The following is a 13,474-nucleotide window of genomic DNA, read 5'->3' on the forward strand; positions in this document are numbered from 1 at the left end:
ATTTTTGCGTACCGTGTTGACTTTTTACGCGCGGCGTGATATTATTGGGCTATGACGGATTTGCACATGCATACTAACTTTTCGTTCGACAGCGACGAATTGCCCGAAAATTACTTAAAGCAAGCGACGGCGCGCGGCGATACTCATATAGGGTTTACGGATCATTGCGAATATAATAATCCGTCATTTCCGACTATTGTCGATTTCGATTTGTATTTTTCAGTTTGGAATGATTTGGCGAACAAGTACCCGAATATAAAGATATTAAAGGGCGTGGAGTTCGGATATGCGGACGGCGTGATTGGGAAGTATAAACAGATATTAAAAAAATATCCGTTCGATTATTGCATTTTGAGTATTCACACCGTCGGCACGCGAGGGGATTGTTTCGATTTAAAGTATTACGACGGGCTCGACAAACACGCCGCTTACGGACAGTATCTCGACGAAACGCTTAAAGCCGTGCGGTCCGATATAGATTTTAAAATATTGGGGCATATAGGATACATAACCAGATATGCGCCGTATGCCGATAAAAGTCTTGTTTACGGCGATTTTGCGAGCGAAATAGATAAAATTTTGATCGCGCTTATTGACCGCGGGGCGGCGTTGGAAATTAACACTAGCGCGGCGGGCTTGCCGACCAAAACAGTTACCGATATAAGTATAATAGCTCGATATGTCGAACTGGGCGGCAAAACTTTTACGTTCGGTAGTGACGCTCACTCCGTCGTGAGATACGCGCAAAACGCGGAGTTTGTCAAAAATCTTTTGACCTCTTTGGGAATAAATTACGTCGTGCGTTACGAAAACGGCATGCAGATTAAAGAATTTTTTGAATAAACTATAAAGTAAAAGATTCCGCCGATTCAGTCGATAACGCGGAATTTTTTATTTTGATTTTTTATGTTAAAACGCTTTACTAATTTAGCGCGATAAAGTATAATGATTATACAGTACGCAAATACAGATATTGCACTATACGCGAATAAATTTTTAAAGCGTGCAACCGCAAAAACGGTATCGCATAAATCGGATCGTATAGTTGCAAAATACGCGGTCTGTTTGACGGTAAAAGGAGAGTGCGCTCATGGATAAGACCAAGATGTCGGAACATATACAAGAATTGTGCGAGGCGATATTGCGGCTCGAAAACGCCGAGCAGTGCCGCGCGTTTTTGGACGATCTTTGCACGTACAAGGAAGTCGAGCAAATGGCAATGCGCATATATGCGGCAAAGCTGTTTTTGCGCGGTAGCACATACAACGACATAATAGACAAGACCGAGCTGTCGAGCGCGACTATAAGCCGCGTATCGCGCGCGCTGTCGCACGGAAGCGGCGGCTACCGCTCTGTGTTGGACGGAAATGCGCGCGGCGCGTCGGTAGAGGCGGGTAATATAAATGAAGATTAACGGCATACGGACGGACAGTCTTAAAAGCGAGGAACGCGCGGCTTTGGCGCTTAAAGCGTTGTATCGCAGTTACGGTTACGGCGAATATAAACTTTCGGGGTTCGAGGATTATTCGCTGTATTCGGATAACAGCAGTTTCCTCGACGGCAAGGGCGTATTGTCGTTCGGCGTAAACGGCAGATTGCTCGCGCTTCGCCCCGATGTGACTTTGAGCGTTGTTAAAAACGTAAATGCGATCGGCGCAACCGATAAATTGTTTTACGACGAGCGTGTGTATCGCAAGGCGGCGGGAAGCGGCGAATTTTCGGAACTGCGGCAGATAGGCGTGGAAGTTATAGGCAATATCGACGGTGTTACGGAAACGGAGGTTTGCGAGCTTGCGCTCAAAACTCTCGATTGCGTGAGCGACGGATATATTCTCGACGTGTCGCATGCGGGTATTATAGAAAAACTGTTGAACGGCATGGGGCTTACGGGCGGCGCGCGCGCGGCGGCGACGGCGTGTTTGCAAAACAAGAACGCGCACGATTTTTTGCGGGTTGCGCACGATTGTCGCGACAGCATTTTTGCCGACGAGTTCGTCAAACTGATAACGCTGCCCGTACAGCCCGAAGCCGCGATTGCGGCGTTAAGCAAAAACGCCGCGACCGTCGGAATACAGTCGGAGCTTGATGAATTGTCGCGCATAGCGGCGACCGATCCAAAACACATGGAAATAGATTTTTCCATAGGCGGTGATGCGGACTATTACAGCGGTGTTGTGTTTAAAGGTTTTACGCGCGGCGTGCCTTACGCGACGCTATCGGGCGGGCGGTACGATAAGTTGCTTAAAAAGTTCGGAAAGTCGTCCGCCGCCGTCGGCTTTGCTCTGTACCTCGGCGAGCTGTGCGACTGTTTTTCGGACGCGCCCGATCGCCCCGACGCCGTGGTCGTTTACGACCGAACGACAGCGGAACAAGCGGTTAAAAAGGCGGCGGAATTGCGTGCGCGCGGGCTTAACGTGCTGTTGAGCGGCGAAAAGCGCGACTACGGCGACGGCGTTAAAGTTTACGGAACGGAGGGCGAATACGGTGATTAATATCGCGTTGCCAAAGGGCAGGCTGGGCGAAAAAGCATACGCATTGTTTACCGCCGCGGGTTACGGCGACGGGCGGTCGGATATAGGCAGGCGGTTGTCGTTCCGCGACGAAAAAAGCGGGTTCAATTATTTTTGGGTCAAGCCGTCGGACGTTGCGATTTACGTCGAGCGCGGCGCGGCGGATGTCGGGGTTGTCGGTAAAGACGTTTTGGACGAGGACAGACCCGACGTGTACGAACTGACCGATTTAAAAATAGGCAAGTGCAAGATGTGCGTTGCGGCGCGCGCCGATTTTAAAGACGATTTTTCGCGTCCGCTACGCGTTGCGAGCAAGTTTGTGCGCAGTGCGGAGCAATACTATTCGTCGGTCGGTCGGCGCATTACGGTTATAAAGCTCAACGGGTCGGTCGAGCTTGCGCCCATACTCGGACTGTCCGACGTTATCTTCGACATAGTGGAAACGGGCGACACGCTAAAAGCCAACGGCTTGCGAGTGATCGCGCAGGCAAACGAAATAAGCGCGCGCTTTATCGCCAACAAAGCGGCGTATAAATTCAAGCGCGATATAATTTCGCGGCTTGTCAAGCAACTGGACGGAGTGACCGAAAATGATTAAACCTGTAATTTATAACGGCGAAAAAGCCGAGGCGTTGTTCGGCGCGCGCGAGGAAGCGAGCGACAAAGCGGAACAAACCGTCAAGGCTATAATATCGGACGTGCGCGACCGCGGCGACGCGGCGTTGCGCGAATATTCCGCCAAGTTCGACGGGTATACGGGCGCGGAACTCGAAGTTACGCAAGCGGAGTCAGACCGAGCGGAACGCGAAGTCGCGCCCGAATTCAAAGAAACGCTTTTGCGCGCCGCGGACAACATACGCGCTTTTCACGCGCGGCAAAAGCGCGACGGGTTCGAGCTTAATGCGGACGGTCGGATCGTCGGGCAAAAGGTGATACCGCTTGCGCGCGCGGCGATTTACGTTCCCGGCGGCACGGCGGCGTATCCGTCTACCGTGCTTATGAACGCTATTCCCGCGAAGATAGCGGGCGTGGGCGAGGTGATTATGGCGACACCCGTGAAAGCGGACGGCAAAGTCAAGCCCGAAGTGCTTGCCGCAGCGCGCGTTTGCGGCGTTGACAGGGTGTTTAAAATGGGCGGCGCGCAGGCGATAGCCGCGCTCGCATACGGCACGGAAAGCGTGCCCAAGGTCGATAAAATAACGGGGCCGGGAAACATATTTGTAGCGACTGCGAAACGACTTGTTGCGGGCGTTGCGTGCGGAATAGACATGATAGCGGGTCCGAGCGAAATATTGGTTGTGGCGGACGGCGGCGCAATTGCGGAACACGTCGCGGCGGATTTGCTGTCGCAAGCGGAACACGATGCGCTTGCTTCCGCGGTGCTTATCTGTGACGACGTAAAGTTTGCCGAGCGCGTTATTTCGTGCATGTACAGGCGATTGGAGCGATTGCCGCGCCGCGAAATTGCGACGGCGTCCGTCGAGAACAACAGCAAGGTTATAATTACCGACAGCGTGGCGACTGCCGTCGGGCTTGCCGACGAATATGCGCCCGAGCATTTGGAACTGTGCGTAAAAGACCCGTTCGCTTTGCTCGATAAAGTGCGCAATGCGGGGTCGGTGTTCCTCGGCTACAACACGCCCGAAGCGGTGGGCGACTACTTTGCGGGCGCAAATCACACACTGCCGACAAACGGCACGGCTCGGTTTTCGTCGCCGCTCGGCGTGGAGGATTTTGTAAAAACAACGCAGTACATATACTACGACGAGAGTGCGATTTGCCGCGCCGCGGACGATGTTGCTCGGTTCGCAAGAGCGGAAGGGCTGACGGCGCACGCGGAGAGCGTGGAGGTGCGGGCGGAGAAATGAGCGAGTATTTTTCTCAAAGGCTGGCGGAGCTAAAACCGTATACTGCGGGCGAACAGCCCAAAGACGGACGGTATATAAAACTAAATACCAACGAAAATCCTTACTTCCCGTCGCGCTATGCGGTCGGTAAAATAGACGGAGCACGGCTTGACGGATTGCGGCTGTATTCCGATCCCGATTGCGAACAGCTTACGACGGCGATTGCGCGGTATTATAACGTAAAGCCGAGCAACGTTTTGCCCTCTAACGGGTCGGACGAAGCGCTTGCGTTTTGCTTTGCGGCGTTCGGCGACTGCGGCGTTGTTTTTCCGGACGTTACTTACGGGTTTTATAAAGTTTTCGCGCGACTGTTCGGCGTGAGTTACGACGAGATCCCGCTCGATTCGGATTTCTCGGTGCGAGTAGACGACTATATCGGCGTGGGCAAAACCGTTGTGCTTGCCAACCCCAACGCGCAGACGGGTATGTATTTGCCGTTAAAAGAAATAGAACGCATTGTTGCGGGCAATCCCGACAACGTCGTGATTATCGACGAAGCGTATATCGACTTCGGCGGCGAGAGCGCGGCGCGATTGACGGAGAAGTACGGTAATCTGATTGTCGTCCAAACATTTTCAAAATCGCGTTCGCTCGCGGGCGCGCGCGTCGGGTACGCAATTGCTTGCGACGCGCTTATAGCGGACTTGCAGCGCGTAAAGTTTTCGTTTAACCCGTACAACGTCAACAGTTTGTCATGTGCGCTTGCTTCGGCGGCTATGGACGACAAAGCGTATTTCGAGCAGTGCACGGCTAAAATAATCGCGACGCGCGCCGACTTGACAAAAAGATTGCTCGCGCTCGGTTATACGGTTATTCCGTCGTCGGCGAATTTCGTGCTTGCCAAAAGCCCTGAAATAGGCGGCGCGGAGCTGTACGCGTTACTTAAAAAAGCGGGTATACTCGTCAGGCATTTCGACGACGCGCGCATTGCGGATTATATAAGGATTACGGTAGGCACGGACGAACAAACGGCGGCGCTTCTTAAAGCCGTCGGAGAATTGGAGGAAAAATATGCGTAACGCACAAATAAGCCGAAAGACGGCGGAAACGGATATAACTTTGTCGCTCGATTTAGACGGCGGCGCGCGCGCTATCGGTACTGGGTGCGGGTTCTTGAACCACATGTTGGAACTGTTCGCCGTACATTCGGGTTACGGTTTTACGGTGTGTTGCGTAGGCGACAGCGACGTGGATTTTCACCACACGACGGAGGACGTCGGAATTGCGCTCGGTCAGGCGTTTAAAGCGGCGCTCGGCGACAAACGCGGCATTGCGCGATATGCGGATATAACTTTGCCAATGGACGAAGCGTTGGTGCTGTGCGCCGCGGACGTAAGCGGGCGCGCGTATCTTAATTTCGACGTGGAGTTGCCCGCCGCAAAGGTGTTTGACGGCGAGGACGAAATAACCGTTAAAAAAGTGGGGTTGTTCGACAGCGAACTTGTCGAGGAATTTTTTATAGCGTTCACGCGCGAAGCGGGCGTCACGTTGCATTTTAAAAAGTTGTACGGAAAGAATACTCACCATATTATAGAGTGCGTGTTTAAAGCGTTTGCGCGCGTTATGCGCGCGGCGACTGTAATTGTCGGCGGCGGCGTGCCGTCGAGCAAGGGCGTGTTATGACGGTCGGGATCATAGATTACGGTTGCGGAAATTTGTTTTCGCTCCGCAGTTCGTTTAGCAGAATAGGCGCGCGCGCGACTGTCACGTCGGACAAAGCCGAGCTTATTAAGTGCGACAGAATTGTCCTCCCGGGGGTGGGCGCGTTCCCCGAAGCAATGCAAAAACTTAACGGAGCGGAGCTTGTCGGCACGGTAAGAGACATGGCGGCAGGCACGCCGCTACTCGGAATTTGCCTCGGCATGCAAATGCTTTTCGACAGAAGTTCGGAGTTCGGCGAGTGCGACGGATTGGGCATGATAAAAGGCAACGTCGTGCCGCTCGACTGTGCGGCTGTCGGACTTAAAGTGCCGCAGATGGGCTGGAACGCGCTTAAAATCGACAAGGGCTGCCCGCTGTTCAAGTATACGCGCAACGGCGACTATGTTTATTTCGTGCACTCTTATCACGCTGTCAACTGCGGCGAGAGCGTGACGGCGACCGTCGATTACGGCGGCGACGTGACGGCGGCGGTTTCTTGCGGACATGTGTTCGGAACACAGTTCCACCCCGAAAAAAGCGGCGAAGTCGGGCTGAATATTTTGCGCGCGTTTACGGAGTTATGATGTTATGAAAATTTTTCCTGCGATAGATATTTTGGGCGGTAAGGTAGTGCGACTGCGGCGCGGCGATTACAACGACGTTAAAACTTACGAAACAGATTGCGCGCAAACGGCGACGGCGTTTAGGGTGCAAGGCGCGTCGTGCTTGCACGCCGTGGATTTGGACGGGGCGCGCATTGGTAAAGCTGTTAATGCCGGTGCGGTCGAGCGCATAATTTCCGCCGCGGATATGTTTGTCGAAATAGGCGGCGGCATACGCACGGAGGCGCAGATACAAAGCTATATCGAGGCGGGCGCGGGCAGGGTTATTCTCGGCACGGTCGCCGTGCGCGATTTCGGATTTACGTCGGCAATGGTCGAAAAGTATGGCGATAAAATTGCCGTCGGAGTGGATGCCGCGGACGGCAATGTGGCTGTCGCGGGCTGGCGCGAAGTGACCGATATTCGGTCGGTCGAGTTTTGCGAGCGGCTTGCAAAAAGCGGCGTTAAGTCTGTTATCTACACCGATATATCGCGCGACGGCATGCTCGGCGGAACAAACATGCAAATCTATTCGCGGCTCGTGCAAATCGACGGGCTTAATATAACGGCTTCGGGCGGGATTTCGTCCATAGAGGAAATAACCGCGCTCAAAGATATGGGCGTGCATGCGGCAATACTCGGCAAGGCGTTATACGAAAACAGGCTGTCGCTTAAAGCCGCGCTCGCGGCGTCGGAGGATTTATAATGCTTGCAAAACGCATAATACCGTGCTTGGACGTAAAAAACGGACGAGTGGTTAAAGGCAAAAATTTCAGCGGGCTTGCCGACGTGGACGACCCCGTCGCGCTCGCCGAAAAATACTCGGACGGCGGCGCGGACGAACTCGTTTTTTACGACATAACGGCGAGCGCAGAGGGGCGCAAGCTGTTTACGGACGTGCTTCGGCGCACTGCGGAGCGCGTGTTTATTCCGCTTACCGTCGGCGGCGGCATAAATTGTACGGACGACTTTGCGGCGGCGCTCGATAGCGGTGCGGACAAAGTGAGCGTCAATTCGGGCGCGATTGCCGATCCCGGAATAATAGACCGCGCGGCGGCAAAGTACGGCAGTCAGTGCGTCGTGCTGTCTGTGGACGTAAAACGATCGGGAGGCGGTTTTACCGTTTTTTCGCACGGCGGGCGGGTCGATACGGGATTGCGCGCCGAGGATTGGATTAAGCAGGGCGAACAGCGCGGCGCGGGCGAAATAGTAATAAACAGCATGGACACCGACGGCGTAAAGCGCGGGTTCGATTTGGAAATGCTCGCCGCGCTCACTCGAGCCGTCGATATTCCCGTCGTTGCGAGCGGCGGCGCGGGCTGTATCGACGATTTTGTCGAGCTATTCAAAAACAGCAACGCGGACGCGGGTTTGGGCGCGTCGGTGTTTCATTACGGCGAGATTGCGTTTTGCGATTTGAAACGCGCGCTGAAAAACAACGGCATTGCCGTCAGAATTTGAGAGGGTAATATATGTTAAAAATAAGCGAATTGAAATTTGACGCCGACGGACTTATCTCCGCGGTCGTGACCGACTTTTACACAAAAAAAGTTTTGACCGTTGCGTACATGAACGCCGCAAGTCTTGAAATAAGCATGCGCGAAGGCAAGACGTGCTTTTATTCGCGATCGCGCAAAAAGCTGTGGCGTAAAGGCGAAACGTCGGGCAATTATCAAAATATCGTTGCAATCAAAGCCGACTGCGACCGCGACGCGCTCACGGTCGAGGTGGTTAAAAGCGGACCTGCGTGTCACCTCGGAACTGACAGTTGCTTTAACGACTACGTTTATATGTCCGACGAACTCGAAGAGTTTTCCGTCGCCGATCTTTATAAGCTAATCGACGGGCGCAAGACCGATAAAAAAGAGGGGTCGTATACCAATTATTTGTTTGAACAGGGCATAGATAAGATTTTGAAAAAAGTGGGCGAGGAGAGCGCAGAAGTGCTGATAGCGGGCAAGGGCGGCGACAAAGCCGAAACGGTCTACGAAATTGCCGACCTTGTTTATCATTTGCTCGTGCTGATGTCGCAAATGCAAATCGCGCCCGCCGACGTTATCGACGAGCTTAAAAAGCGTCACGTGATTGATAAAAAAGTCAAGCAACAACGCATGCAATAGCGTCGGTTGTTGACGGCGCGGCGACAGCGTTATCGACTAATCGCCGACGTGATATTCTCCGTCGTCGTCTGCGGCGTTGTATATTTCATCGTATTTAAACGCCAATTCCTGTGCGAGTTCGAGTTGCAATAGATTGGCGGTAGTTTGTTCCATGCCGAGCATGCCCATTGACGAAGTAACGGCAAGCGCTTCGTAAGCCGCTTCCGCCTCCGCCCTTTTGACGCGTTCGGCGGCGAATTTGCCGCTTTTCGCGTTGTCGAGTTCCGCCGCTTCGGCTATGGTGTCTTTATAATCGTGAGTGCGTTTTTCCATGCGTTTAGTATGCGCCGGAAAAACGCTTTATATTTGCTTTAATAAAAACCGTTGCGGCGCGGATACAGGTACGGCGAAGGTAATACAACGGGGAATACGAAAACGGAGTTATTTGGCGGCGTTGTATATTTTTGCCATGCGTTCCGCTTCCGCGCGTATTGTTTCCACAAGTTCGGGCGGATTTAGCACTTTTACGGACGACCCGTAAGACAACAGCCGTTTGACGAGCGCGTCGTTCATGGGCACTTCCGCGCTCGCTATAAGGCGCGTCCCTCGTTCGGTTATTGCGGACAGGCCGAGCCAATCGATAACGCTGTCGGTGACGGGCGAGTAAAACTCGAATTCGAGATCGGCATACACTTCGTTGTAATATTCCAGTTCGAGTTTTTCGGTGAGTTTGCTTTCGTACTTTATAAAGCCTTTACTTGTAAGTCGCAAGTCGCTTATGCGCGACAGTTTAAACAGTCGAAAATCGCCGCGAAGTTTGCACATGGCGTAAATATACCACGCGCCCGATTTGAATACGAGCGTATACGGTTCGATTGTGCGGTACGACGAAAAACCGCGCGCGTCGGTGTAATTGATTTCCACGGCGCGCGACGCTTCTATTGCGCCCGATAGAATTTTCATGCGCGGGCGCAGGAACGCCGCCTGTTCGTAATCGCAGTCGATATACAGCGCATCTTGCTTGACGGCGAACCCGTCCTGCTCGCGGCTCTTGTTTACGCTGTTAAGTTTTTCTATTATGGCGAGGTTGGCTTTGTCGTCGAATTCATCTGCGGTGCGCGACAGCGCGTTTTTTATTCTTATGGTTTCCGCCTCCGACAGGAACGATTTGTCGATTATATAATCGTCGGCGAGCATAACTCCGCCGCCGCGTCCGGGTACGGACGTAATGGGCACGCCTGCGTCTTCGAGTATGTTTAGGTAGCGCGACACCGTGCGTTTGCTTATGGAAAAACGCTCGGCAAGATAGTCGCGCGATACCTTGCGTTTGCTCATTAAAATCATCAGAATGGAAAAAACGTTTGATTGTTGCATTGTATTACCGTTTTGCGAGCGTTGTTTTTGAGTATAATTATAGAATAATCCGCGCGCCGTGTCAAGATAAAATTTTTTAAAAACGCCGTTAAATCAATTGTAATAATCGCGGAAGTATGATAAAATATCGGTATACCTATAATTATATTCGGAGCCGTAATGAGTAACGAAGAGAATGTAACATTGCAAAACGCGGAAGATTCCGCTGACAAGGAACAACAAAAGGAGCAAACGCCCGATATGCAAGAACCGCAAACGGATAAACCCGTAGAGGGAATGCAGTCGGATACGTCTGCGGACATCAGCGACGATAGCGCGAAAAGCGACGACGTCGCGCTCGCGCCCGAAAAAAAATCGGACAAGCCCGATAAGCAAAAAACGCGCGCCGTGTCGGCAGGCAAGAGCGCCGCGGAAAAACGCAAGCTGTTTAAGGTTATTTATTATCCCGTGCTTGCGCTGTTTGTCATGCTCATGCTTGTATTTTCGGTAATCGACGGTGCGTTCGGGTACAGCCCCGCGCCTTACGGCGACGCTTACTATAAGGCGGTCAACGCGCATATAGCAAAGCTCGCCGAAAACCCGCGCTCGGCAATGTCGCCTTCGGGCGGACAGGGCAGTGCGATCGGTTTGGTCGCCGCGCAGGACTATATAAGAGAAACGCTTATCGACGGCGGATTCGGTTATAACGAAGAGAAAAAGCCCGAAACGAACGACGGCGACGATTCGGACGAAAAGTATAACACCGTCACGGACTGGTACAGAGCTTCGGGCGAAAAGAAGCCCACAGTTACCGTTCAGTCGTCCGTGCTTGCCGCAGACTTGCAAAACGGCATCAACGGCGGGGAATACCTTGTCGGTGCGGAAATTAAAAATATAATTGCGGCTATTCCGTCCAAAAAACAGAACGCCAAATCTATAATCGTTACTGTGCGTTACGACAGCCGTCCCGATACGGTCGGCGCGGCGGATAACGCGGCTTTCGTCGCCAACGCCATGCAAACGCTTATCGAATACGTAAAGTCCGGCGCGCAGTTCGACAACGACATAATAATCGTGTTTACGGAGGACCTGGACAAGTCTTACGGCGCGTATGCGTTTTTCAATCTGTTTAAGGGCTTGGACGACGTGACGGAACGCGCCGTCGCGGGTATCAGCCTCGACGCATACGGCAACGGCGGCACGCTCGCGCTTACCGACGCTTCGGGCGCCGGTTTGGATTATATCAACGCCTACACCAAGGTTTCGGGCAACGTGTTTAATTCGTCGTTCGTGCCGAGCGCCGTTCCGTCCGAACTGATTAACAAAAACGCTGTCGCCGCGTTCGGCGATATTCCCGCCGTTCAAGTAGCCGTTCTCGGCGGGCTCGACGCGGCGCAATCGCCGCTCGACACGGCAGGAAACATATCGCAAGCGATAGTGCGTCAACAGTCGAGCTTTATTAAAGACTATATCGACGAATTCGGCAACATCACTGCCGCGTTCACCGATAAAGCGGACGACGGCACGGCGATATTCTCGTATCTCGACGGCGGTACCGTCGCATATACAAGCGTCGCGTCGTATGTGATAGGCGCGTTGATTGTCGCGCTTGCGGCGGTTGTCGTTATCGTACTCGCGCTCAAAAAGACGTTCTCGCTTAAAAATATGTTTGTCGCGCTCGGAGTGCAATTACTTGTAGTACTCGGCACGTTTATAGCTTTGGTGGGCGCGTATTTCCTCGTAACCCTCATGCTGACGGGCTTCGGCGTATTGCCGTTGCGCGCCATCACCGCGGTAAGATACTTCAATGCGGGAATACTGATTGCCGCAATGATCATATCGCTCGCGGCGTCGTTCGGCTTTACTTCGCTGTTTAAAAAGTTGTTCCGCGTAACTTCGTCGGACGTCGTTCGCGGCACGGCAATGCTGTTCGGGCTTGCGGGCGCGGTAATGAGTTTTGCTTGCCCTGCGTACTCGTTTGTCACGTCGTGGCTCGGCATGCTCATGCTCGCCGTATTGCTTGTGTCGGTGTGCTTGCACAAAACGTTTAAATCCAAGTTCGGCATGGGCATGGACCAGTTGTATCTGTACGCTGTGCCCGTCGCGCTGTGCTTGCCGCTTATAATGTCCAACATAACCATGCTTATGTGGTTATTGCCGCTTGCGCTCATGCCCGTAATCACGACATTGTTTACAGCAACGCTCGGCGTGGGCGTGCCTTACCTCGACCGCACGAAAGCCGTGTTCGATAAGGTAGCAAAAAAATTGCCCAAGCGCACAATCCGCGTCGAACGCGTCGTAACCGAAAAAATTGAGGACAGAGCCAAAAAAGGCAAGTTCACCGAAAAGACGTTTAAGCGCGTCGAGAAAGAAAAGATCGCGGTCAACTATAAAAACTACTTCGGCATAAGCGTTATAGCCGTGCTCGGCATTGTAATAGCGTTGTTCTCCGGCGGGTTCGGAGTTGACTTCGGCAAATCGCTTACGGGCTACACAAGCTATGCAGACAGCGTGTATAACGACGCGCTCGTATACGAATGGGAAAAGGGCACGGGCGACAGCGTTACGCAACGCATAGTCGTCAGCGACCTTACCGCGTATAAGTTTATTCGCTACTCGCTTACCGATCTCGAATGGGACGGGGACAAAGGCAGATACAGCAAGACCGTGCACTACAAGCACACCGATATAGTATCGCGCGAACCCGATATCGAAAAGAACGGCGACGAATACCGCGTAACGACGTTTGACGGCGCGCGTTCCAACGTGACCGTGACAATCCCGTCTGCGCGTGCGATAACCAAGATAACCGTAAAGGAAGCGTCCAAGAACTACGACGACTACGAAGGTTATGTTTACGAATTTACCAATCAGGACAAAATCGTCCTGCGCCTGCCTTACGGTTTCGGCGACTTCACCATGGAGTTCGAGGGCGCATCGCCGACCAAGTTCGAGTACGAAGAACACCGTTCGGTCGCTTCCGACGGCACGGACGGCGCGCTCGACAATATCGACGAATGGAACAGAGTGCGCGTAGATTATTCGGGTACGGAAGTCGGAAAGTCGTTCCGCGGCGCGATCGTGTTAAAGCGCACAATCAGTCTGTAAGACGCATAGTATAGTAATACGCATTACAAAAGCCGTGCCAATCAAGCGCGGCTTTTTTGTGCGTTGCGGTGCGGCGGCGCGTATTTGCGGTATCGTAAACGGCGGCAGTAAACGGCGCGTAAAAATCCTTGCCGATATCAAACGCCCCGCAGAACGGCTGTTTTGGGCAAAAAACGGGCGGTATTTCGATTATTTCGGTATTTTATACGACTAAAATCGCGTCGAACAGTAGACAAATGCGAAAGCGGTGTGAT

Annotated in this window: 15 protein-coding genes; 13 read left to right on the plus strand and 2 right to left on the minus strand. The window is 52.8% G+C overall.

Annotated features, from left to right (window positions below; translation table 11 throughout):
* The first annotated feature begins 51 nt into the window (after positions 1-51).
* The 11 genes from NFR57_RS00650 (at position 52) to hisIE (ending at position 8,780) form a co-directional block, all read left to right on the plus strand.
* Entirely contained in the window at positions 52-843 is a 792-nt protein-coding gene (locus NFR57_RS00650; protein ID WP_251181905.1) for a histidinol-phosphatase HisJ family protein, read from the plus strand.
* Between the two features lie 247 nt (positions 844-1,090).
* A complete protein-coding gene (locus tag NFR57_RS00655) occupies positions 1,091-1,414 on the plus strand; it encodes a YerC/YecD family TrpR-related protein (protein WP_251181906.1) in 324 nt (107 codons plus the stop codon).
* A complete protein-coding gene (locus NFR57_RS00660) occupies positions 1,404-2,492 on the plus strand; it encodes an ATP phosphoribosyltransferase regulatory subunit (protein ID WP_251181907.1) in 1,089 nt (362 codons plus the stop codon). The genes NFR57_RS00655 and NFR57_RS00660 overlap by 11 nt, the downstream gene beginning before the upstream one ends.
* The gene (gene hisG / locus NFR57_RS00665; RefSeq protein ID WP_251181908.1) at positions 2,485-3,108 is read left to right on the plus strand and encodes an ATP phosphoribosyltransferase; all 624 of its coding nucleotides are present in this window, start codon (positions 2,485-2,487) and stop codon (positions 3,106-3,108) included. Before NFR57_RS00660 ends, hisG begins: the two co-directional genes overlap by 8 nt.
* The gene (hisD, locus tag NFR57_RS00670) at positions 3,101-4,378 is read left to right on the plus strand and encodes a histidinol dehydrogenase (protein ID WP_251181909.1); all 1,278 of its coding nucleotides are present in this window, start codon (positions 3,101-3,103) and stop codon (positions 4,376-4,378) included. Before hisG ends, hisD begins: the two co-directional genes overlap by 8 nt.
* Complete coding sequence (gene hisC / locus NFR57_RS00675; RefSeq protein WP_251181910.1) at positions 4,375-5,436, plus strand: histidinol-phosphate transaminase; 1,062 nt, start codon at positions 4,375-4,377, stop codon at positions 5,434-5,436. The genes hisD and hisC overlap by 4 nt, the downstream gene beginning before the upstream one ends.
* Positions 5,429-6,040: an imidazoleglycerol-phosphate dehydratase HisB gene (gene hisB, locus NFR57_RS00680; protein ID WP_251181911.1), complete on the plus strand. Its 612-nt coding sequence runs from the start codon at positions 5,429-5,431 to the stop codon at positions 6,038-6,040. Before hisC ends, hisB begins: the two co-directional genes overlap by 8 nt.
* A complete protein-coding gene (hisH, locus tag NFR57_RS00685) occupies positions 6,037-6,642 on the plus strand; it encodes an imidazole glycerol phosphate synthase subunit HisH (RefSeq protein ID WP_251181912.1) in 606 nt (201 codons plus the stop codon). Before hisB ends, hisH begins: the two co-directional genes overlap by 4 nt.
* A 4-nt stretch (positions 6,643-6,646) precedes the next feature.
* Entirely contained in the window at positions 6,647-7,366 is a 720-nt protein-coding gene (hisA, locus tag NFR57_RS00690) for a 1-(5-phosphoribosyl)-5-[(5-phosphoribosylamino)methylideneamino]imidazole-4-carboxamide isomerase (RefSeq protein WP_251181913.1), read from the plus strand.
* Entirely contained in the window at positions 7,366-8,121 is a 756-nt protein-coding gene (hisF, locus tag NFR57_RS00695) for an imidazole glycerol phosphate synthase subunit HisF (RefSeq protein ID WP_251181914.1), read from the plus strand. Before hisA ends, hisF begins: the two co-directional genes overlap by 1 nt.
* An 11-nt stretch (positions 8,122-8,132) precedes the next feature.
* Positions 8,133-8,780, plus strand: a complete 648-nt coding sequence (hisIE, locus tag NFR57_RS00700; protein ID WP_251181915.1) for a bifunctional phosphoribosyl-AMP cyclohydrolase/phosphoribosyl-ATP diphosphatase HisIE — start codon at positions 8,133-8,135, stop codon at positions 8,778-8,780.
* Between the two features lie 36 nt (positions 8,781-8,816).
* Here hisIE and NFR57_RS00705 read toward each other — a convergent pair whose 3' ends face one another.
* Both NFR57_RS00705 and NFR57_RS00710 read right to left on the minus strand, forming a co-directional pair.
* The gene (locus NFR57_RS00705) at positions 8,817-9,092 is read right to left on the minus strand and encodes a hypothetical protein (protein WP_251181916.1); all 276 of its coding nucleotides are present in this window, start codon (positions 9,090-9,092) and stop codon (positions 8,817-8,819) included.
* Between the two features lie 108 nt (positions 9,093-9,200).
* Positions 9,201-10,133, minus strand: a complete 933-nt coding sequence (locus tag NFR57_RS00710; RefSeq protein WP_338022255.1) for a helix-turn-helix transcriptional regulator — start codon at positions 10,131-10,133, stop codon at positions 9,201-9,203.
* 159 nt (positions 10,134-10,292) lie between these two features.
* Here NFR57_RS00710 and NFR57_RS00715 point away from each other — a divergent pair, with 159 nt between their 5' ends.
* Positions 10,293-13,220: a M28 family peptidase gene (locus NFR57_RS00715; protein ID WP_251181918.1), complete on the plus strand. Its 2,928-nt coding sequence runs from the start codon at positions 10,293-10,295 to the stop codon at positions 13,218-13,220.
* A 34-nt stretch (positions 13,221-13,254) separates the two neighbouring features.
* Positions 13,255-13,434: a hypothetical protein gene (locus tag NFR57_RS00720; RefSeq protein ID WP_251181919.1), complete on the plus strand. Its 180-nt coding sequence runs from the start codon at positions 13,255-13,257 to the stop codon at positions 13,432-13,434.
* Positions 13,435-13,474: the final 40 nt, after the last annotated feature.

The sequence above is a fragment of the Anaerocaecibacter muris genome (assembly GCF_943192945.1).
In the GTDB taxonomy this organism is placed as follows: Bacteria; Bacillota; Clostridia; order Christensenellales; family Pumilibacteraceae; genus Anaerocaecibacter; species Anaerocaecibacter muris.

Bases quoted from the DNA above. Each gene is read 5' to 3' on its own strand.
- NFR57_RS00650 (WP_251181905.1), top strand. From the start codon at position 52: ATGACGGATTTGCACATGCATACTAACTTTTCGTTCGACAGCGACGAA.
- NFR57_RS00655 (WP_251181906.1), top strand. From the start codon at position 1,091: ATGGATAAGACCAAGATGTCGGAACATATACAAGAATTGTGCGAGGCG.
- NFR57_RS00660 (WP_251181907.1), top strand. From the start codon at position 1,404: ATGAAGATTAACGGCATACGGACGGACAGTCTTAAAAGCGAGGAACGC.
- hisD (WP_251181909.1), top strand. From the start codon at position 3,101: ATGATTAAACCTGTAATTTATAACGGCGAAAAAGCCGAGGCGTTGTTC.
- hisC (WP_251181910.1), top strand. From the start codon at position 4,375: ATGAGCGAGTATTTTTCTCAAAGGCTGGCGGAGCTAAAACCGTATACT.
- hisB (WP_251181911.1), top strand. From the start codon at position 5,429: ATGCGTAACGCACAAATAAGCCGAAAGACGGCGGAAACGGATATAACT.
- hisH (WP_251181912.1), top strand. From the start codon at position 6,037: ATGACGGTCGGGATCATAGATTACGGTTGCGGAAATTTGTTTTCGCTC.
- hisA (WP_251181913.1), top strand. From the start codon at position 6,647: ATGAAAATTTTTCCTGCGATAGATATTTTGGGCGGTAAGGTAGTGCGA.
- hisF (WP_251181914.1), top strand. From the start codon at position 7,366: ATGCTTGCAAAACGCATAATACCGTGCTTGGACGTAAAAAACGGACGA.
- hisIE (WP_251181915.1), top strand. From the start codon at position 8,133: ATGTTAAAAATAAGCGAATTGAAATTTGACGCCGACGGACTTATCTCC.
- NFR57_RS00705 (WP_251181916.1), bottom strand. From the start codon at position 9,092: ATGGAAAAACGCACTCACGATTATAAAGACACCATAGCCGAAGCGGCG.
- NFR57_RS00710 (WP_338022255.1), bottom strand. From the start codon at position 10,133: ATGCAACAATCAAACGTTTTTTCCATTCTGATGATTTTAATGAGCAAA.
- NFR57_RS00715 (WP_251181918.1), top strand. From the start codon at position 10,293: ATGAGTAACGAAGAGAATGTAACATTGCAAAACGCGGAAGATTCCGCT.